We start from the raw sequence: 18816 nt of genomic DNA on the forward strand, positions 1-18816 counted from the left end.
CATGCCCTCCGCAGCCCTCTTTGATCTTCTCCCGGATTTCGGCACGCGCGCGCAACGCGCCAGCCAGCCGCAGGCCACCGCCGAGAATAAGCCCGAGGCGGCAGCACCGACGGCCGATATCGGCACGCTGATCGCCGAAGCCGTTGCCCAAGCGGAGGCGGCGCTCGGCGAACGGCTTGCCGCGGCCCATGAAGCGGCGCTGCAAGCGGAACGCCAGGCAAATGCCGAGGAAGCGAAGGCCTTTCTCGACAGTTTCGGCGGCGATGTCGGCAAGGCGGTCTCGTCGCGCATCGACGCCATGGAGGCGCGCGTGACGGATCTTGTCGCCGCCACGGTCGCCCGCATCATCGGCGGCGTTGTCAGCGACGATCTGCGGAAGCGCTCGCTCGAAGCGCTCGCCGGCGCGATCCGCGAAGCCGTTGGCGATGGCGAAGCGGTGCGCATCGCCGTTCGCGGGCCGCTCTCGCTGTTCGAAACGCTGAAGGCGTCGCTTGGGTCACGCGCCGCAAACCTCGACTTCATCGAGGCGCCCGGCTTCGACCTGATGATCACCATCGAAGAGGCCGTGTTCGAGACGCGCATGGCCGAATGGTCGGTAACCCTGTCCGAGGTCCTGTCATGAGCGTCGCCGAAGCCGATCATGGCAGGCACGAGATCATAATCGTGCGGCGCGGCCATGACGACCACGACGAAGGTCATCATGGCGGCGTCTGGAAGATCGCCTTCGCCGACTTCATGACCGCGATGATGTGCTTCTTCCTGGTCATGTGGCTGATCAATGCCGCCAACGAACAGACCAAGACGGCCGTCGCCAGCTATTTCAACCCCGTCAAGCTGGTCGACCGCGAGTCGAGCCGCAAGGGCCTTAAGGATCTCGGCAATGGACCGCGCACGGCCGGGCCGACGGCCGACGACCCGCAGGAAGCGACCACCAAGGCTGGACAGGACGGCACCGGCGCCGCGGGCTCGTCCAATCGCAAACAGGAGCAGGAGCCGCAGCAGTCGCAACAGTCCGACGAGCATCTTTTCGCCGACCCCTATGCGGTGCTTTCGGAGATCGCCACGGATACCGGCGTCATGCAGAATGTCAGCCAGAAGGGCGATGGCGGCGCGCAGAATTCCGGCCCGGCGACGGGCGCCTCGGGTGGCGCGTCCTACCGCGATCCTTTCGAGCCGGACTTCTGGTCGCAGCAGGTCGCCGCGCCCGGCGCCGAGGCGAGTGCCCAGCGCCCCAGGGTCGAGGGCGATCCGCTCAAGCCCGGCGACAAGGCTGCCGAGACACAGATCGCTAAGGTCAAGGCCGTGCCGCCGGCGCCGCCGATCAAGGATGCGCCACTGGAGCCCCTAGCCGGGGACGGCAAGGACGCCGCGGCGACAATGGCCAAGACTGCTGATGCCAAGGCCAGGGATACCAAGGCCGAGGCTGGAGACAGCAAGGCCGCGGATGTGGCCAAGGCGGACACGGCCGCAGCGAAGCAGGAGGCCGCAAAATCCGAGACGGACAAGGCTCCGACCGCCGCCGCGCTGAAGGCCGCCGCCGACGTCAAGCAGCAGCTGGCCGATGCCTTCAAGCCCGGCGACAAGCTGCATGACGGCGTCTCGGTGGAAGCCACCGACAAGGGTGTCGTCATCTCCATCACCGATCAGCTCGACTTTGGCATGTTCGAGGTCGGCTCGGCGGTGCCGAGCCGCGAACTGGTGCTGGCGATGGAAAAGATCGGCCGCATCGTCAACGGCCAGAAAGGCACCATCAGCATCAACGGTCACACCGATGCGCGTCCCTTCCGCGGTGCCAGCTACGACAATTGGCGGCTGTCGACGGCGCGCGCGCACTCGGCCTATTACATGCTCGTGCGTGGCGGCGTCGATGAACGCCGCATCACCGAGGTTGCCGGCTTCGCCGATCGCCAGCCCAAGGATGCGGCTGATCCGCTGTCGGCGGCCAACCGCCGCATCGAGATCCTGATGGCAACCGGCGGATGAAACGGGCGGCGCTCACCAGCCGCATGATAGGCCTGTTGCTGCTGGCCACGGCTTGTCCGTCTGCGGGCCTCGCCCAGGACACGCTGCAGCCTTATCAGCTGGTCCGCTCGCTGCAGCTCGTTCAGGACCGCATCGCGGCCGGCGATCATGCCGCGATGCCGATGCAGGCCAAGCTGCTCGAGATGACCGATGCGCGTTTGCGCGCGGCGGACGCCGAGGATTTCAAGGATCCCAAGAATTTTCGCGCGTTGCTGGTCTACGGCATGAGCGGCGGCAATCCGGTGACCGTCGAGGCGGCCGTATCGCGCGCCGCCTCCGATCCGCGGAACCTTGCCATGGCCAAAGGGGTGATCGACTATCTGAACGGCCGGCCAGGCGAGGCGATCGAAGCCCTGAGGCCGATCGACCCGATGGCCCTGCCAGGCGACCTCGGCGCGTTCCTCGCTTTGGTCAAAGGGTCATTGCTTGCCACGGATCAGCCGGCGGCCGCACTCACGCTGCTCGATGAAGCCAAGCTGCTCAGCCCCGGCACTCTGGTCGAGGAAGCGGCCTTGCGGCGCTCGGTCGGCATTGCCGTGACGCAGGGCGACGCGGCGCGGTTCGCGCTTGCCTCCACCCAATATGTCGAGCGCTACCTCTATTCGCCTTACGCCAGCCAGTTCGCCGACTCCTTCGTTTCCGGCGTCATTGCACTGCATATGTCGATCAGCCAGGACAAGCTGGCCGACATCACCTCGATGATGGACCCCGAGCGCGAGAAGGTGATCTATCTGCGTATCGCTCGCCGCGCCGCAATTGACGGCATGAGTGACTTGTCGGCCTTCGCCTCGGCGCGGGCCGAACAGGGTCGCGACGGCAACACCAATCAGGGCGATCCGCGCGCCCTGCTCTATTCCAGCCTGTCCACGGTGACCTCCGATACGATCGAGGACGTGCGCACCAAACTTGGCAAGATCGACCGCGGCAAATTATCGGACGGCGACCGGGCCTTGCTCGACGCGGCCCAGGCCATCGCCGGCGAAGTGGTGGCGCCGCCTGCTTCCCTTCCGGTCGCAAATCCGGCGCCCGCGCCGGTCGTACCATCGCCCGAACCCGAAATTGCGGCTGCATCGACCACGGATGCCGCCGGATTGCCACCTGTCGAGGGTGCCGTGTCCGAGAAGCCGGCCGTGGCGCCCCAGGCGGCGGCGCCCGCTGCGCCGAACGCATCCGCGCCGACAACCGACGCGGCAACCGTCCTGCCGGCATCGGCCCCGGCGGTCGCGGCCAGCGCCGACACGACAGATCCGACCGACGCCGCCATGACGAAAACCCGTCGACAGCTAGACCTGATCGACCAGATGCTTGGAGCCGCCCCGAAATGACCCCCAGCCTCGGCCCGGCCCTGCCAGGATTTACCGCCGCGCGCATGGCCGAGCAGCCGGCCGCGTCCGGAAAGAAGGAGGACACCGGGTTCGGAGAGATGGTGCACGGCGGCACAAGCCCCGCCCATTCGGAGAAGCAGCCACCGGCCGAGCCAGGCTCCCGCGATCCGCGGTGGAGCAAGCTTGCCGCGGAGCTTGCGGCAAAGGCAGGCGAGGACGAGCCTAGGCCCGCCGGCAAGGCAAGGACCACGCCGAGCGGATGGTCTGCCGCGAAATCCATGAAGGACGGCAAGGACGCCGGGACGGGCAAGGATGCCGATGCCGACGCGCCGGCCGCCGAATCGGGCGCGACGCCGCTCGACGAGCATCTAGCGCTGCTGATGGCGTTTCATGACCTGCGCCATTTCTCGACATCGGCCAAAACGGCCGACCAGAGCGCGGCCGGAACGGGACAGGACGCCGCGGTCGTTGGACAGCTTCCGCCGAAGGCCTACCGGCAGAAATCCGCCGCCGGGCGTGACGGTCTCGAACCCATGGCCAAGCCCGAGCGGGTATCGCTGGTCGACGGACCGTTGACGAAACTCGACGGCCGGCTCATTCACGATGCCGCCGGCACGCCTAAACATGACAGTATGGTCACGGCCGGCCCCTTGCCCGAGGCGCCTGCGGACGTGCCGGGCGTGGAGACGAAGCAGGCGGCGCCGCAGTTGAAATCGATCGCCGATCTCCAGTCCTCGTTGCGGTCCGAGCCGGGAAAACAGCAGTCGGCGGCGGCACGCATCGACGTCGTTTCCGAGCGCAGCTTCCCCGCCCCGCCGCAGGCACCGATAAGCCAGGCAGCCCTCAACGTGATCGGCGCCATTTCAGCCGATGGCGGTCCGAACCAGGCGCTTTCCACGGCTTCCGCGACCGCGCAGCTGGCAGGCTCTGTTGCCGTTCCGACACATGTGTTGAAGATCGAACTTCACCCGGCCGAACTGGGCATGGTGACGGCCCATCTTCGGCTCTCCGGAGAACAACTGTCGATTGAATTGAAGCCCGAAACACACGATGCCTATCGCCGGCTTTCCAGTGACAGCGAGGCGATCATCAAGTCGCTGCGCGGGCTGGGCTTCGAGGTTGACAAGGTCACCATTCTGCAACCTTCGGTAGCAATTCCCTCTACAACCCGCACGGATGCAACCGCCTCGATGAGCGCTGCACCCGGCCGCGATCCGTCATCCTTCCAGCCCGGAAATTCCGGCGGCGGCAACAGTGGAACCGGCGGCCAGCAGTCAGGTCAGCAATCCGCAAGGGGTAATCATGATGAAGCGCAAGCACATGGCCGCGCCGCTTCGCCTTCTCGCGAGCGCGCTGGCGGCGGTGTTTTTATCTAGCCTCGCGAGCAGCGCAGGCGCCGCCACCAATCCTTGCGAACCCGAGATCCTGCGTGCCGCCGACCGCTATGGCGTGCCTGCCGGCATCCTCTATGCCGTCGGGTTGACGGAAACCGGAAACAAGGGCAGCCTTCAACCCAATGCCTTGAATATAGAGGGAAAAGCAGTCTTCCCGAGAAGCCGGGACGAAGCGCTTGCCGCCTTCGCCAACGCCCAGCGCGAGGGCAAGACGCTGATCGATCTCGGCTGCATGCAGATCAACCATCACTACCATGCCTCGCATTTCCGCAGCGTCGAGGACATGCTCGACCCGCGCCAGAACGTCGACTACGCGGCACGCTTCCTGGCCAGCCTCCATGCCCGCCATGAGACCTGGTCCATGGCCGTCGCCCGCTATCATGCCGGACCCGACAACGACCCGGCGCAGAAGGTCTATGTCTGCAGGGTGATCGCCAACATGGTGGCCACCGGCTTCGGCAAATGGACCACGAACGCACGCGCCTTCTGCAACCCGTAAGCGCATTTTCCACTTCTAATACATCAGTCCCGTGGCTGCGAAGCGATCGATTCGACTTGGCCGAGACTTGGACCCCCAAGCATATCTGGCTGCACGCTAATGCAACCGACGCGATTCCGGACTCCCAAGAAACTAGTTACAAGAAATGACGGTTGTTCAGGATTCCCGCCAGCGGATACGCCTTTCCCCACGGGGCAAATATGCTGATTCGGAGGCGGGGCCGATGATCGTTATCGTTGACGAGCGAGAGCTCGTGACAGAGGGCTACAATTCACTTTTCGACCGCGAGGGGATCGCCTGCGCCGGTTTCGCGCCGGGCGAGTTCGGCGAGTGGGTCAACTCGGCCGCCGACACCGATCTGCGATCGGTGCGGGCCTTCCTGATCGGCGACTGTCGCGACGGCGCGATCTCGCCGCGCCAGATCCGCGACCGCACCGGAGCTCCGGTCATTGCGCTCAGCGAGCAGCATTCGCTGGAAAACACGCTGCGGTTGTTCGAGAGCGGCGTCGATGACGTCATCCGCAAGCCGGTGCACATCCGCGAAATCCTGGCCCGCATCACCGCCATCCGCCGCCGCGCCAGCGAGGACGTCGCCTATACCGAGATCGGTGCCATGCGCATCTTCATGGACGGCCGCGATCCCGAGATCGACGGGCAGCCGCTGCCCTTGCCGCGCCGCGAGCGCCGTATCCTGGAATATCTGGCGAGCAACCGTGGCCGCCGCGTCACCAAGACCCAGGTGTTCAATGCCATTTACGGCATCTTCGACGAAGAGGTCGAAGAGAACGTGGTTGAAAGCCACATCAGCAAGTTGCGCAAGAAACTGCGCGAGAAGCTGGGCACCGACCCGATCGATTCCAAGCGCTTCCTCGGCTACCGGCTCGTGTTCTGATGCGGCACCGCGCCAGCCTCGCGCAAGACAGGACGCGTAGCCTCGAAGCCAGTGGCATGGATATTGCGGAGACATCTCGATGAGCCTCTACGGAATGATGCGGACCGGCGTTTCGGGCATGAACGCCCAGGCGAACCGCCTGTCGACGACAGCCGACAACATCGCCAACTCCGATACCACCGGCTACAAGCGGTCCTCGGCCGAATTTTCGACATTGATCATGCCGTCGACCGGTGGCGCCTATAATTCCGGCGGCGTCACCACCACAATCCGCCAGGCGGTCAGCGATCCGGGCGTGCTTCAATACACGACCTCGGTCTCCGACCTTGCCGTCAGCGGCGATGGTTTTTTCGTCGTCCAGGATCCAAGCGGCACGCCTTTCCTGACCCGCGCCGGCGCCTTCGTCCCCGACGCACAGGGCCGGCTGGTCAATGCCGCCGGTTTCCAGCTGATGGCCTACAGCTACGCCAATGGCACGCCGGCGGCCACGGTGAACGGCTTCGAAGGTCTCGAGCCGGTTGTCATCTCCGACCAGGGACTGACCGCGACGCCGAGCACCCAAGGCAATTTCAGCGGCAATCTGCCGGCAGGTGCGACACCGGTCGCTGCCATCAACCTGCCCAGCACGAACTCGGCGGGAGCGCAGTATACTTCGAAGTCGTCGATGGTCGCCTATGACAATCTCGGCAACAAGAAGTTGCTCGACGTCTATTTCACCAACACCGGCGCAGGCACCTGGGAGGTGGCGGTCTTCGACCAGTCGAAGGCGACGGCCGGAACTGGCTTCCCCTACGCTGCCGGCGGCGCCCTGGGCACGGCCAACCTGACCTTCGATACCACCACCGGCAAGCTCACCGGCACCCCGACCGGCGTTTCATTCACCGTACCGGGCGGCGCCAGCCTTGCCCTCGACCTGTCAAAGCTGACCCAGCTCGGCACCGGCTTCACCGTCACCGACGCCCAGGTGAACGGCAACGCGCCGAGCACCATCGACAAGGTGCAGATCAGCAAGGACGGCACCATCTACGCCCAGTACAAGGACGGCACCTCCAAGCCGCTCTACAAAATTCCGCTGGCCGACGTGCAGAGCCCTGACCAGCTCAAGGCGCTGCCTGGCAATGTCTACGCGCAAGGCACCGACTCCGGTGCGGTCCGTGTCGGCTTTGCCAACGAAGGCAAGGCCGGTTCGATCATCTCGGGCGCGCTCGAAAATTCCAACGTCGATATCGCGGAGGAATTGACCGACATGATCGCGGCCCAGCGCAGCTACACCGCCAATTCCAAAGTCTTCCAGACCGGTTCCGACCTGATGGACGTCCTTGTCAACCTGAAGAGATAAACCGGGCTTCGCCCGTGAAAGACCAGCATGTCGCTTTCCTCCGCACTGAGCATCGCCCAATCGGCGCTTCTGGCCACCTCGCGCCAGACAAGCGTCGTCACGCGCAACGTGGCAGACGCCGACAATCCGAACTATTCGCGCCGCATCGCGCTGGTCACCAGCACGACGCCCGGCGCGCGTTCGGTTGATGTCCAGCGTGCGGCCAACGACCTGCTGTTTCGCCAGAACCTCGGCGCTCTGTCCGCCTATGCCGGCCAGAGCGCGCTCTACAACGGCATGGATCAGCTCGACGTATCGGTGAATGGCGTCGACAACGCCTCCTCGCCTTCGACAGCGATCGGCAATCTGCAGCAGGCGCTGCAGCTATACGCCACCTCGCCGTCCAACCAGAATCTTGGCTCGAGCGTGATCGACGCGGCCAAACAGGTCGTGCGGTCCCTGAATGAAGGCTCCAAGGCCATTCAGGATTTTCGTACCCAAACCGACGGCCAGATCGATACCGCCGTCAAGGATCTCAACTCGCTGCTCAACCAGTTCCAGGATGCCAACACCGCGGTCATGTCCGGAACCCGTTCAGGCACCGACGTTTCCGATGCGCTCGACCAACGCGACGCATTGTTGAAGAAGATCGCCAATTACATTCCGGTGTCGACCTTCACGCGTGGCGACAACGACATGGTCATCACCACGGGTGACGGCACGACATTGTTCGAGACGATCCCACGCACCGTCAGCTTCGCTCCGTCTTCGGGCTATGCCGCGGGTGCGGCCGGCAACACGGTCTATATCGACAACGTACCGGTATCGGCGGGCAGCGGCGGCAACACCACCGCCAGCGGCACCATTGCCGGCCTGCTGCAATTGCGCGACGGCGTCGCCTCGACCATGCAAAGCCAGCTCGACGAAACCGCGCGCGGCCTGATCACCGCCTTTGCCGAAACGGCACCGTCGATGCCCAATGCGGCGGGCCTGTTCACCTGGTCGGGCGCACCGGCGGTGCCAGCCGCGGGCACGCTCGTCGACGGCCTTGCTGGAACGATCAAGATCAATGCCGCGATGGATCCCAGCACTGGCGGCAACCCGACATTGCTGCGCGATGGGGGCGCCAATGGCGTCGCCTACGTCGCCAACACCACTGGCGGGGCTTCATACTCCAACCTTCTGGTCGCCTATGGCGACCAGTTGGACAAACCGATGACGTTCGATCCCTCGGCCGGGATTTCGGCAACCTCCAGCGTTGCCGACTACGCCGCCAATTCGATCGGCTGGTTGCAGGGCGTTCGTCAGCAGGCTTCGACCGCCGCCGACGCCAAGGAAGCCCTGGCACAGCGCAGTGCCGATGCCTTGTCCAACGCAACGGGCGTCAATGTCGATCAGGAAATGTCGCTGATGCTCGATCTCGAGCACACCTATCAGGCATCCGCCCGGATGATGAAGACCATCGACGACATGATGACGGCGCTGTTGAGCGCGGTGGGATAAGCCATGACCTTTGTCTCCTCTGCTGCCCTTACGAATGCCATGCGCTATCAGCAGATGCGCATGCAGGCCGATCTCGTCAAAGCCACGAAAGAGTCCTCGACCGGCAAGGTCGCCGATGTCGGTCTGGCACTTGGTGGGCGTACCGCCCAGTCCGTCACCTTTTCGCGCGACCTCGACCGGCTCAACGTCGTTGTCGATTCCAACGGACTGGTGGCCGCCCGGCTCTCATCCACCCAGACCTCGCTCGGCCAGCTCTCCAACGTCGCGCAGACTTTCCTGTCCAGCCTGACCACCGCGTCGTCGGGCGACAACTCCGACAGCCTGACCCAATCGACCGGCCAGACAACGATCCAGCAGCTTACGTCGATCCTCAACACCAGCGTCAACGGCGAATATCTGTTCGCTGGCACCAACACCGACGTCAAGCCGATCAACGATTTCACGGCCGCCGGCTCTCCCGCCAAGGCTGCCTTTGACGCCTCCTTCGTCGCCAAGTTCGGCTTCCCGCCCAGTGACCCGGCCGCGGCCAACATCACCGCGGCCCAGATGGACGATTTCATCACCAACGATGTCACGCCGCAGTTCCTCGGCGCGGGCTGGCAGACCAACATGTCGAATGCGACCGACCAGCAGATCGTCAGCCGCATCGCGCTCAACGAAACCACCGAGACCTCGACCGGGGCCAACAGCGACGGCATCAGGAAGCTCGCCATGGCGGCGGCCTTGGTCTCCAGCCTGATGTCCACCAACATCAGCCAGGCGGCGAAGGACACCATCATCGACCACTCGCAGAAATTGGTCGGCGAGGCGCTGAGCGGCATCGCCCAGGTCCAATCCCAGACCGGCATCGTGCAGAAGCGCGTCTCCGATGCCAGCGACCGCATGAAGACGCAGATCGACCTGTTCGAACGCCACATTCTGGATCTCGAGGCAGTCGATCCGGCGGAAGCGGCGACCCGCGTCGCCAATCTGACGCAGCATATCGAGACCTCTTTCGCCCTGACGGCGCGCCTGCAGCAGCTCAGCCTGTTGAATTACCTGACCTGACACCTCCAGCGGAACGGTAGAGCCACCGATGTACCAATTCTCCTACGCCGACGTTCAGAGCACCTCCGTCGCGGACGCCAAGGACCGCGAGCGGGACCTACTGACCCGCTCGATCGACATGCTGTCGGCCGCCGCCGCGGCAGGCCAGCATTCGATGGAGGCGGTGGAGGCGCTGCATTTCACCAATCGCGTCTGGACCACCTTCGTCGAGGATCTCGGCTCCAGCGACAATGCGCTCCCCAAGGAATTGCGCGCCAACCTGATCTCTATCGGCCTGTGGCTGCTGCGTGAGGCCGAGGACATCCGCCAGGGCCGCACCGACAATTTCGAGGGGCTGATCGAAGTATCCCAGATCATCCGCGACGGCATTCAATGACCAACACGTTGAAGTTATCGCTGAAGCCCAATGAGAAGATCTACATCAACGGCGCGGTCATCCGCGTCGACCGCAAGGTCACCATCGAGCTGATGAACGACGTGCAGTTCCTGCTCGAGAGCCATGTGATCCAAGCAGACGACGCGTCGACGCCATTGCGGCAGCTTTATTTCATCGTGCAGGTCATGCTGATAAACCCCGCTGGCGCCGACGAAGCGCGCGAGATGTTCCGCCGCTCGCTGCCACTGCTCATTGCAAGTTTCGAAGACGCCGAGATCGGCAGCGCGCTGAAACAGGTCGACCGCATGGTCGGCGAGGATCACATCTACGAGGCCTTGAAGGCGATCCGTTCGCTTTATCCTCTCGAACGCCGCGCGCTTGGCGGCAATGACGATGTTCCGGGCGCCGCGCGCCCGCTGGCCGTGGGAGCACGATACTGATGACCGTGGACATGACGACGACGGTGCCGGTTGGCGCCAACCAGACCACCACGCCGACCTCGAAGACGGCGGTCGACTATCAGTCCTTCCTGAAGCTTCTGATCGCGGAGATGAAGAACCAGGATCCGACCAAACCGATGGATTCGACGGCGTATGTCGCCCAGCTCGCCACCTTCTCCCAGGTCGAGCAATCGGTGCAGACCAACACCAAGCTCGACCAGATCATGCAGTCCTCGGCGCTGTCGCAGGCCGACGCTCTCATAGGCCGCAACATCACCTCGGCCGATGGCAAGACAACGGGCACGGTGGCGTCGGTTACGCTTGGCAGCAACGGACTGATCGCGGTGTTGCAGGATGGCACCACGGTCCCTGTCGGCGCGGGCGTGTCGATCAAGCCGGCGAGCTAGGCCAACCGCCGACATGAATGAGGCCGACGCACTCGACATCGTCCAGTATGCGGTGTGGACGGTGCTGACCGCATCCGCTCCGGTGGTCCTGGTCGCCATGGCGGTCGGCATTGGCATCGCCTTGATCCAGGCGTTGACGCAGGTCCAGGAAATCACCTTGACCTTCGTTCCCAAGATCGTCGCCATCATGCTGGTGGTGGCGCTTACGGGTCCCTTCATCGGCGGCCAGATATCGGCCTTCACCAATGTCATCTTCGAGCGCATCCAGAACGGTTTCTGAGCGATTTCCAGCAAGGGGTGCTCGACGCTTCCGCCCAGATTTGCGCCGGGATGGAACGCAGCTAGCAGGCGTCCGGGTTGCGGCTAATGCATTTCGCCCGGAAGTGGTTCCCGGTTCCGGAACAACGACCTGTATAAAATCAGAAGCTTACAGCAAGGTCGGGCGAATCCTGTTCGCCGCGACATGCTGTGGAGTGCCATTCAGGGCGCGACGGTTTGCGGTGGCGGCGCCAGCGTGTGGCCCTTCGCTATCCCCTTGTTGGACCATGATCTTCCCTGCAAGGCATTCGCCCTTTGCGCCGCGATGCCATAGTTTCGGCAAATCATGCGGGGAAACGGGTTCCCGCAAGGATCAGCGCGCCGTGGCAGGAACCCATCCATGATTGACGAGAAGCCGGATAGCGAAAGCGTCTCGGCGCTGGCGCCGTTCCGGCATGGCATCTTCCGGGCCGTATGGGGCGCGAGCCTCGTCTCCAATTTCGGCGGCTTGATCCAGGGCGTCGGCGCCGCCTGGATGATGACCACCATCGCCACCTCGCCCTATCAGGTCGCCCTGGTCCAGGCCTCGACCACCTTGCCGATCATGCTGTTCGCGCTTGTCGCCGGCGCCATCGCCGACAGCTTCGATCGCCGCAAGGTGATGCTGGTCGCCCAGACCTTCATGCTGGTCGTTTCGGTGCTTTTGACCGCGTTCACCTATTTGGACCTGATCACGCCGTGGACGCTGCTGGCCTTTACCTTCCTGATCGACAGCGGCACGGCACTCAACAGCCCGTCATGGCAGGCCTCCGTCGGCGACATCGTTCCGCGCAACAAGGTGCCTGCCGCCGTGGCGCTGAATTCCATGGGCTTCAACCTGACACGCAGCGTCGGCCCGGCAATCGGTGGCATCATCGTCGCGGCCGCCGGCGCGGCCGCGGCCTTCGCGGCGAACGCGGTGAGCTATGTCGGGCTTATCGTCGTGCTCGCACGCTGGAAGCCGGATCTGCCGGCCTCGACCTTGCCGCGCGAGTCATTGGGGGCCGCCATGGGCGCCGGCCTGCGCTACGTCGCCATGTCGCCCAATATCGGCAAGGTGCTGGTCAGGGGCGCCGCCTTTGGCTTCAGCGCCGGCGCGGTGCTGGCGCTGTTGCCGCTGGTGGCGCGCGACGTCGTCAAGGGCGATGCGCTGACCTACGGCATCATGCTGGGCGCCTTCGGCATCGGCGCCGTCGGCGGGGCGCTGATCAGCGTGCGGCTGCGGCAACTGCTCTCCAGCGAGACGATGGTGCGCTGTGCCTTCGCCGGCTTTGCGGCCTGCGCCTTCAACGCCGCCGTCAGCCAGCATGCCTGGCAGACCTCGCTCGGCCTGCTGGTCGGCGGTGCCTGCTGGGTGATCGCGCTCTCGCATTTCAACGTCACCGTGCAGATGGCGACACCGCGCTGGGTGGTCGGCCGGGTTCTGTCGGTCTACCAGACCGCAACCTTCGGGGGCATAGCACTGGGCAGCTGGATCTGGGGTGTCGTCGCCGACGCGCATGGCGCCGAGACGGCGCTGATCGCCGCAGCCATCGCCATGCTGGCCGGCGGCGCCATCGGCCTCGTGCTGCCGCTGCCGCAACAGCAGGTGCTCAACCTCGACCCGCTCAACCGCTTCAAGGAGCCCCACCTGGCACTCGACCTGAAGCCGCGCAGCGGTCCGATCGCCATTATGATCGAATACATCATCCGGCACGAGGACGAGGCGGAATTCCTCGCCACCATGGCCGAGCGCGGCCGCATCCGCCGCCGCGACGGCGCCCGCAACTGGACACTGGCGCGCGATCTCGAAAATCCGGCGATCTGGATCGAGCATTACCACACGCCGACCTGGCTCGAATATGTCAGGCATAACGGTCGCATCACCCAAGCCGACGCCATGGTCGGCGAACGCTTGCGGGCGCTGCACTCGGGCAACGAGCCGCCGCGCGTGCGCCGCGTCATCGAGCGCCCGACGACCGCCGGCACCGCGTTGGTGATGGCCAAGGGGCCGATCGAGCACTGACGAATTCGAAGGTTCGCGGCGCCTACCCCTCTCCCGACAGGTCCCGGCGGGCCTTTTCGAGTTCCTCGGCATAGCGCCGCATCAAATGGCCCTCGGTCAGCAGCCCGAGCACGATGTGGTCGGCGAAGTCCTCGACCACGGCCAGTTCCTCGGCGCCGGCGCGCTGGAAGGTCTCGGCGGCGGCCTGCACGTTCATGCTGGGCACCAGGACGGCATCCTTGTACTGGGCAAGGTCGCGCACCGGCACCTCGCCCCCGGAGGGATCGCTGTGCAGTTCGGCCACGATCAGCACGCCGACATACTCATCCCCCGGGTCGACGGCGATCACGCGCTGGGCCGAACCCAGCGGGAATTCCTTGCGGAAGGCGGCCAGCGTCGTCGACGCATCGACGGTCTTGATGTCCTCGCGCATCATCGAGCCGACGGTCAGGCTGCGCATCCAGCCGACATCGTGGGCGCTGCGGATCGTCTCGCCGCGCAGGTGGAAGCGCCAGGTCGAGAACGAATAACCGAAGGTCTCGCGCACCAGGATCGCCGCCATGATCGAGGCGGCCAGCACCACGCCGGTGAGCGTCAGGTCGCGGGTCGATTCCAGCGCCAGGAAGGTCATGGTCAGAGGCCCGCCGACGACGCCGACGGCAAGCGACGTCATGCCGACAACGGCGGCGACGGAGGGGTCGATACCGGTCGCCGGCGACACGAGCGCCATGACACCGGCGAACGACTTGCCTAGTAGCGCACCAAGGAACAGCGAGGCGAAGAACAATCCGCCGCGAAAGCCCGAACCCAGTGAGATCGCCGACGCCGCCAGCTTCAGCACGAAGACGCTGGCCACCACCGCCAGCCCGTAATTCATGGCGAACTCGCGATGCAGCGCGCCGTGGCCGCTGGACAGGACCTGCGGCGTGATCAGGCCGAGGAGGCCGACCAGCACACCACCGATGACGGGGCGCAGCGAGGCGTCGACCGACAGGCGGTTGAACCCACGCTCGATCAACGTCACGAGTTGCATGATGGCGATCGAGGCAGCACCGCCAAGCAGGCCGAGCAACAGGAAAGGCACATATTGGCTGGCGGTGAGTTGCGGCAACCCTGAAAGCTCGAGCGGAAAGGGCACGCCGCCGAACACTTCCGCCGTCAGCGACGCCGAGATCGCGGCCGTCATGACAGGGGCGACATTGGCGACCGAGTAGATGCCGATGACCAGTTCGAAACCGTAGAAGGCGCCCGTCAGCGGCGCGTCGAAGGCGGCCGATATGGCGCCGGCGGCACCACAGCCAACCAGGATGCGGACGTCGTTGCGGCGCAACCGGAAAGCGCGCGCCAGCCGTGAGGCGACGCCTGAGCCGACCTGCGTGTAGCCCGCCTCCAGACCGACCGAAGCGCCGAAGCCGCTGGAAATCATCGTCTGCACGACGATGATGAAGGTATCGGTCAGAGACATGCGCCCGCCATAGAGCGCGTTGGCCTCGATCGGATCGACCGGCGTGCGGAATTTCCGGAGCCTCAGCCAGACCACCGATATCCCGAGCAGGATACCGCCGATCGCCGGGATCAGCGCCTGTATCGGATTGGCGAGCGAGAACATGCCAGACAGGCGCCCGCCGGGCTGGACGCCGAACAGCAGCCCGTGCAGGTCCTGTACGATCTGGCTCATCGCGGTGACCAGTATGCCAGCCATGACGCCGATAACGCCCGCCAGCATGACGACGGCGATACCGCGCGCCTCCAGCAGAGGGACTGACCTCAAAAGAACCGCGCGCAGCCGGCGGGCGTAGACTTGGGGTTGGTTTCTGGAAAGCACCGGGGCGGCTCGCCGATATCAAGGCAAAGGAAGACCCGCCTGATACGCCGGGCGGCACGTCGTGACAACCACAATGCCGACATCAAAGGCGCCATTATGGCCGCGAAACCGCCCGATCCGGCCTTTCCCGCTTTGGGCCGACGGGGCCGCCCGCCAGTTGCGAACTAACCGTGCCCTTTCAGCACAATGCGTACACCGAGCCGGAGCGCGGCAAGGATCCGGGCGCCGGACCGCTCAGGTCGGCATGGCTTCGCCGGCCTCGTAGAGCACGAGATTGCGCTCGCCGATGCCGAGCCCCGGCCAGCTCGCGCGCCAGTCGGCAAGATGCGGCGAGCGGAAATGCGCATCCAGGGCCGGTCTGGCGCGCCACACCTCGGTGATCCGGATCAAACCGGGATCAAGCACATCCTGCGCATAAGAATATTCAAGGCAGCCGTCCTCGGCGCGGCTGGCGCGAACCATGCGCTCCATCACCGGCCTTGCCTCGTCGAGCCTGTCGGGCGGCAGGCGGATCGTACCGATGATCAGCAGCATGAGGTGTCCTTCGCGAGAGAGTCGATTCCGTCACTCTCCCACCCTCGCGCAAGCTTGGCCAGCTACCCTCGCCGGGCTGTCGCATGCTCGGCAGCCCAGGGTTTCGAGGACGAGAATGGCGATCAGCGAAAGCATCCAGCCCGGCGCGGTGGCCAAGAACGGCCGCGACGTCTTCTTCGCGCTCGGCATCGTCGTCATCCTGGCCGTGCTGTTCCTGCCGATCCCGGCCTTTCTCATCGACATCGGGCTTGCCTTCTCGATCGCGCTTTCGGTGCTGATCCTGATGGTGGCGCTGTGGATCCAGCGGCCGCTCGATTTCTCGTCCTTCCCGACCGTGCTGCTCATTGCCACCATGCTGCGCCTGTCGCTCAACATCGCCACCACGCGCATGATCCTGTCGCACGGCAATGAGGGCACGCACGCCGCCGGCTATGTCATCGCCGGCTTCTCCAAGCTGGTGATGGCCAGCGATTTCGTCATCGGCCTGATCGTCTTCATGATCCTGATCGTGGTGAACTTCATCGTCATCACCAAGGGCGCCACCCGTATCGCCGAGGTCGGTGCGCGCTTCACCCTCGACGCCATCCCCGGCAAGCAGATGTCGATCGACGCCGACCTCTCCGCCGGCATGATCGACGACAAGACCGCGCAACTGCGCCGCCGCGAACTGGAAGAGGAATCCTCCTTCTTCGGTTCGATGGACGGCGCCTCGAAATTCGTCCGCGGCGACGCCATCGCTGGCCTCATCATCACCGCCATCAACATCGTCGGCGGCATCGCCATCGGCTACATCAGGCACGGCATGGGCATGGGCGAGGCCGCCGACGTGTTCATCAAGCTGTCGGTCGGCGACGGTCTCGTCACTCAGATCCCGGCGCTCATCGTCTCGCTCGCCGCCGGCCTGCTGGTCTCCAAGGGCGGCACGCGCGGCTCGACCAACCAGGCCGTGTTCGGCCAGCTCGGCGCCCATCCGCGCGCGCTCTACGTGGCGGCCGCACTGCTGGTGTTGCTCGGCCTGATGCCCGGCCTGCCACTGTTCCCGTTCTTCGCGCTCGCCGCCGGCATGGCCGGCCTCGGCTATGTCATTCCAATGCGCCACAACCGGGCCGTCGCCGAGGCCGAGGCGCTGAAGAGCCAGGAAAAAGCGAGCAAGGCCGAGGAAGAGAAGAACTCGGTCAAGGCCTCGCTCGCCACCGCCGAGATCGAACTGCTGATCGGCAAGCAGCTTTCGACCCGGCTCCTGGTCTCGCACCAGGAACTGGTCTTCCGCATGTCCAAGATGCGCAAGAAATTCGCCCAGCAATACGGCTTCGTCGTGCCGGAAGTCCGTGTCGCCGACGACTTCGCCATCCCACCGAAAAGCTATCAGATCAAGGTGCACGGCACCGTGGTCGCCGAATATTCGATGCGCGTCGGCGAGATCATGGTGCTGCTCGGCAACCGCGACATACCCGAAATCCCAGGCGAGGAGATTCGTGAGCCCGCCTTCGGCATGCGCGCCTACTCCGTCATGGAAACCTTCGCCGAGGATCTGAAGCGCGAGAACTTCACCTTCGCCGACAACATGTCGGTGCTGCTCACCCATCTCTCGGAAGTCATCCGCAACAACCTGCCGCAGCTCCTGTCCTACAAGGACATGAAGGCGCTACTCGAACGCCAGGACCAGGAATACCGCAAGCTCGCCGACGAGATCTGCACCACCCACATCTCCTATCCCGGCCTGCAGGCGGTGCTCAAGCTGCTGCTTGCCGAACGCGTCTCGATCCGCAACCTGCATCTCATCATCGAGGCCATCGCCGAGATCGCGCCGCATGTGCGCCGCACCGAGCAGATCGTCGAACATGTGCGCATCCGCATGGCCCAGCAGATCTGCGGCGACCTCTCCGAAGGCGGCGTGCTCAAGGTGCTGCGCCTCGGCAACCGCTGGGACCTTGCCTTCCACCAGAGCCTCAAGCGCGACACCAAGGGCGAGGTGCGCGAATTCGACATCGATCCGCGCCAGTTGGAGGAATTCGGCCAGGACGCCACCAAGGCGATCAAGAAACACCTCGAAGCCGGCGAGCGTTTTGTCCTCGTCACCGCGCCCGACGCCCGCCCCTATGTGCGCATGATCATCGAGCGCCTGTTCACCACGCTGCCGGTGCTCTCCCATGTCGAAATCGCCAAGGGCGTCGAGATCAGGGTGCTCGGGACCATATCGTGAGCGTTCTCTCGCAGGCCGTCGTCATCGCGGCGTTCCTCGCCTTCTGCCGCATCGGCGCCTGTTTCATGCTGATGCCTGGCCTGTCCAGCGCCCGCGTCCCGGTCCAGGTCAGGCTGTTCGTCGCGATCGCCGCCACCGGCGGCCTGCTTGCCTTCCTGTGGGACAAGATCTTTCCCTTCGTTGATCCGCGTCCGCAGATCCTGGTGCCGATGATCATCTCGGAGTTGCTGGTCGGCGGGCTGATCGGCGCCATGACCAGGCTCTACATGGAGGCGCTTCGCTTCATGGGCTCGGCCATCGCCATGCTGATCGGCTATGGCGGTTCCGGCGGACCGGCGATCGAGGAACCGGAGCCGCAGGCAGCCCTTGCCGCCATCATTTCGTTCTCGGCGCTGCTGATGCTGTTCGTCTTCGACTTCGATCACGAGATCGTCCGCGCCCTCGTGGCGTCCTACACGGTCGCGCCGGTCAACGTCTTCTTCAACCCGCAGGCGGCGCTGGTCGACATCACCGACACCGTGTCGGACACTTTCTTCCTGGTCATCCGCCTCGGCAGCCCGTTCGTCGCCTATGCCATTCTCGTCAATCTGACGATCGGCTTCGTCAACAAGCTGACGCCGCAGATCCCGATTTATTTCATCTCGCAGCCCTTCGTCATGGCCGGCGGCATGCTGATCTTCTATTTCGCCGCCGGCACCATGCTGTCGCTGTTCGTCGACGGCTTCGTCGACCTCACGCTGGCGAGGTGAC

Annotated in this window: 18 protein-coding genes; 16 read left to right on the forward strand and 2 right to left on the reverse strand. The window is 64.8% G+C overall.

The window, feature by feature from the left end; all coding sequences use genetic code 11:
* The first annotated feature begins 1 nt into the window (after position 1).
* The 14 genes from FJ936_RS06120 (at position 2) to FJ936_RS06185 (ending at position 13525) form a co-directional block, all read left to right on the forward strand.
* The gene (locus FJ936_RS06120) at positions 2-622 is read left to right on the forward strand and encodes a hypothetical protein (RefSeq protein ID WP_140789086.1); all 621 of its coding nucleotides are present in this window, start codon (positions 2-4) and stop codon (positions 620-622) included.
* Positions 619-1983, forward strand: a complete 1365-nt coding sequence (locus FJ936_RS06125) for a MotB family protein (protein WP_141906226.1) — start codon at positions 619-621, stop codon at positions 1981-1983. Before FJ936_RS06120 ends, FJ936_RS06125 begins: the two co-directional genes overlap by 4 nt.
* A complete protein-coding gene (locus tag FJ936_RS06130) occupies positions 1980-3347 on the forward strand; it encodes a chemotaxis protein MotC (RefSeq protein ID WP_140789082.1) in 1368 nt (455 codons plus the stop codon). Before FJ936_RS06125 ends, FJ936_RS06130 begins: the two co-directional genes overlap by 4 nt.
* A complete protein-coding gene (locus FJ936_RS06135) occupies positions 3344-4723 on the forward strand; it encodes a flagellar hook-length control protein FliK (protein ID WP_140789080.1) in 1380 nt (459 codons plus the stop codon). The genes FJ936_RS06130 and FJ936_RS06135 overlap by 4 nt, the downstream gene beginning before the upstream one ends.
* On the forward strand, positions 4653-5240 hold the full coding sequence (locus FJ936_RS06140; protein ID WP_181171169.1) for a transglycosylase SLT domain-containing protein: 588 nt from the start codon (positions 4653-4655) through the stop codon (positions 5238-5240). The genes FJ936_RS06135 and FJ936_RS06140 overlap by 71 nt, the downstream gene beginning before the upstream one ends.
* Positions 5241-5463: 223 nt before the next feature.
* Positions 5464-6132, forward strand: coding sequence for a response regulator transcription factor (locus tag FJ936_RS06145; RefSeq protein WP_015315897.1), 669 nt, complete (start codon positions 5464-5466; stop codon positions 6130-6132).
* Between the two features lie 79 nt (positions 6133-6211).
* Complete coding sequence (locus FJ936_RS06150; RefSeq protein WP_015315896.1) at positions 6212-7471, forward strand: flagellar hook protein FlgE; 1260 nt, start codon at positions 6212-6214, stop codon at positions 7469-7471.
* Positions 7472-7498: 27 nt separating this feature from the next.
* On the forward strand, positions 7499-8953 hold the full coding sequence (gene flgK, locus FJ936_RS06155; RefSeq protein WP_140619438.1) for a flagellar hook-associated protein FlgK: 1455 nt from the start codon (positions 7499-7501) through the stop codon (positions 8951-8953).
* A gap of 3 nt (positions 8954-8956) precedes the next feature.
* A complete protein-coding gene (locus tag FJ936_RS06160) occupies positions 8957-10000 on the forward strand; it encodes a flagellar hook-associated family protein (protein ID WP_140789078.1) in 1044 nt (347 codons plus the stop codon).
* 28 nt (positions 10001-10028) lie between these two features.
* Positions 10029-10376 carry a flagellar biosynthesis regulator FlaF gene (gene flaF / locus FJ936_RS06165; RefSeq protein ID WP_015315893.1) on the forward strand — a complete coding sequence of 116 codons (348 nt, stop codon included), beginning with the start codon at positions 10029-10031 and terminating at the stop codon, positions 10374-10376.
* Complete coding sequence (gene flbT / locus FJ936_RS06170; protein ID WP_015315892.1) at positions 10373-10816, forward strand: flagellar biosynthesis repressor FlbT; 444 nt, start codon at positions 10373-10375, stop codon at positions 10814-10816. Before flaF ends, flbT begins: the two co-directional genes overlap by 4 nt.
* Positions 10816-11223, forward strand: coding sequence for a flagellar hook assembly protein FlgD (gene flgD, locus FJ936_RS06175; RefSeq protein WP_015315891.1), 408 nt, complete (start codon positions 10816-10818; stop codon positions 11221-11223). The genes flbT and flgD overlap by 1 nt, the downstream gene beginning before the upstream one ends.
* A gap of 13 nt (positions 11224-11236) precedes the next feature.
* Positions 11237-11503, forward strand: a complete 267-nt coding sequence (gene fliQ, locus FJ936_RS06180; protein WP_013893193.1) for a flagellar biosynthesis protein FliQ — start codon at positions 11237-11239, stop codon at positions 11501-11503.
* A 378-nt stretch (positions 11504-11881) separates the two neighbouring features.
* Positions 11882-13525 carry an MFS transporter gene (locus FJ936_RS06185; protein WP_140619434.1) on the forward strand — a complete coding sequence of 548 codons (1644 nt, stop codon included), beginning with the start codon at positions 11882-11884 and terminating at the stop codon, positions 13523-13525.
* Positions 13526-13547: 22 nt separating this feature from the next.
* Here the strand turns inward: FJ936_RS06185 and FJ936_RS06190 are convergent, their stop codons facing one another.
* Together FJ936_RS06190 and FJ936_RS06195 are read right to left on the reverse strand one after the other, a co-directional pair.
* On the reverse strand, positions 13548-15329 hold the full coding sequence (locus FJ936_RS06190) for a chloride channel protein (RefSeq protein WP_140661808.1): 1782 nt from the start codon (positions 15327-15329) through the stop codon (positions 13548-13550).
* Between the two features lie 234 nt (positions 15330-15563).
* Positions 15564-15863 (reverse strand): putative quinol monooxygenase, encoded by a 300-nt coding sequence (locus FJ936_RS06195; protein WP_015315888.1) that lies wholly within the window; start codon positions 15861-15863, stop codon positions 15564-15566.
* Positions 15864-15978: 115 nt separating this feature from the next.
* Between FJ936_RS06195 and flhA the strand changes: the two genes are divergently transcribed.
* Positions 15979-18066 (forward strand): flagellar biosynthesis protein FlhA, encoded by a 2088-nt coding sequence (flhA, locus tag FJ936_RS06200; protein ID WP_141906227.1) that lies wholly within the window; start codon positions 15979-15981, stop codon positions 18064-18066.
* The gene (gene fliR / locus FJ936_RS06205; protein ID WP_140619428.1) at positions 18063-18815 is read left to right on the forward strand and encodes a flagellar biosynthetic protein FliR; all 753 of its coding nucleotides are present in this window, start codon (positions 18063-18065) and stop codon (positions 18813-18815) included. Before flhA ends, fliR begins: the two co-directional genes overlap by 4 nt.
* Position 18816: the final 1 nt, after the last annotated feature.

This window comes from Mesorhizobium sp. B2-4-13, assembly GCF_006658535.1.
In the GTDB taxonomy this organism is placed as follows: domain Bacteria; phylum Pseudomonadota; class Alphaproteobacteria; order Rhizobiales; family Rhizobiaceae; genus Mesorhizobium; species Mesorhizobium australicum.

What these genes read in the sequence shown, in the direction of transcription:
- FJ936_RS06135 (WP_140789080.1), top strand. Translation starts at nt 3,344, where the DNA reads ATGACCCCCAGCCTCGGCCCGGCCCTGCCAGGATTTACCGCCGCGCGC.
- FJ936_RS06145 (WP_015315897.1), top strand. Translation starts at nt 5,464, where the DNA reads ATGATCGTTATCGTTGACGAGCGAGAGCTCGTGACAGAGGGCTACAAT.
- fliQ (WP_013893193.1), top strand. Translation starts at nt 11,237, where the DNA reads ATGAATGAGGCCGACGCACTCGACATCGTCCAGTATGCGGTGTGGACG.
- flgD (WP_015315891.1), top strand. Translation starts at nt 10,816, where the DNA reads ATGACCGTGGACATGACGACGACGGTGCCGGTTGGCGCCAACCAGACC.
- FJ936_RS06125 (WP_141906226.1), top strand. Translation starts at nt 619, where the DNA reads ATGAGCGTCGCCGAAGCCGATCATGGCAGGCACGAGATCATAATCGTG.
- FJ936_RS06160 (WP_140789078.1), top strand. Translation starts at nt 8,957, where the DNA reads ATGACCTTTGTCTCCTCTGCTGCCCTTACGAATGCCATGCGCTATCAG.
- FJ936_RS06140 (WP_181171169.1), top strand. Translation starts at nt 4,653, where the DNA reads ATGAAGCGCAAGCACATGGCCGCGCCGCTTCGCCTTCTCGCGAGCGCG.
- flhA (WP_141906227.1), top strand. Translation starts at nt 15,979, where the DNA reads ATGGCGATCAGCGAAAGCATCCAGCCCGGCGCGGTGGCCAAGAACGGC.
- flbT (WP_015315892.1), top strand. Translation starts at nt 10,373, where the DNA reads ATGACCAACACGTTGAAGTTATCGCTGAAGCCCAATGAGAAGATCTAC.
- FJ936_RS06150 (WP_015315896.1), top strand. Translation starts at nt 6,212, where the DNA reads ATGAGCCTCTACGGAATGATGCGGACCGGCGTTTCGGGCATGAACGCC.
- FJ936_RS06185 (WP_140619434.1), top strand. Translation starts at nt 11,882, where the DNA reads ATGATTGACGAGAAGCCGGATAGCGAAAGCGTCTCGGCGCTGGCGCCG.
- FJ936_RS06120 (WP_140789086.1), top strand. Translation starts at nt 2, where the DNA reads ATGCCCTCCGCAGCCCTCTTTGATCTTCTCCCGGATTTCGGCACGCGC.
- FJ936_RS06130 (WP_140789082.1), top strand. Translation starts at nt 1,980, where the DNA reads ATGAAACGGGCGGCGCTCACCAGCCGCATGATAGGCCTGTTGCTGCTG.
- FJ936_RS06195 (WP_015315888.1), bottom strand. Translation starts at nt 15,863, where the DNA reads ATGCTGCTGATCATCGGTACGATCCGCCTGCCGCCCGACAGGCTCGAC.
- flaF (WP_015315893.1), top strand. Translation starts at nt 10,029, where the DNA reads ATGTACCAATTCTCCTACGCCGACGTTCAGAGCACCTCCGTCGCGGAC.
- flgK (WP_140619438.1), top strand. Translation starts at nt 7,499, where the DNA reads ATGTCGCTTTCCTCCGCACTGAGCATCGCCCAATCGGCGCTTCTGGCC.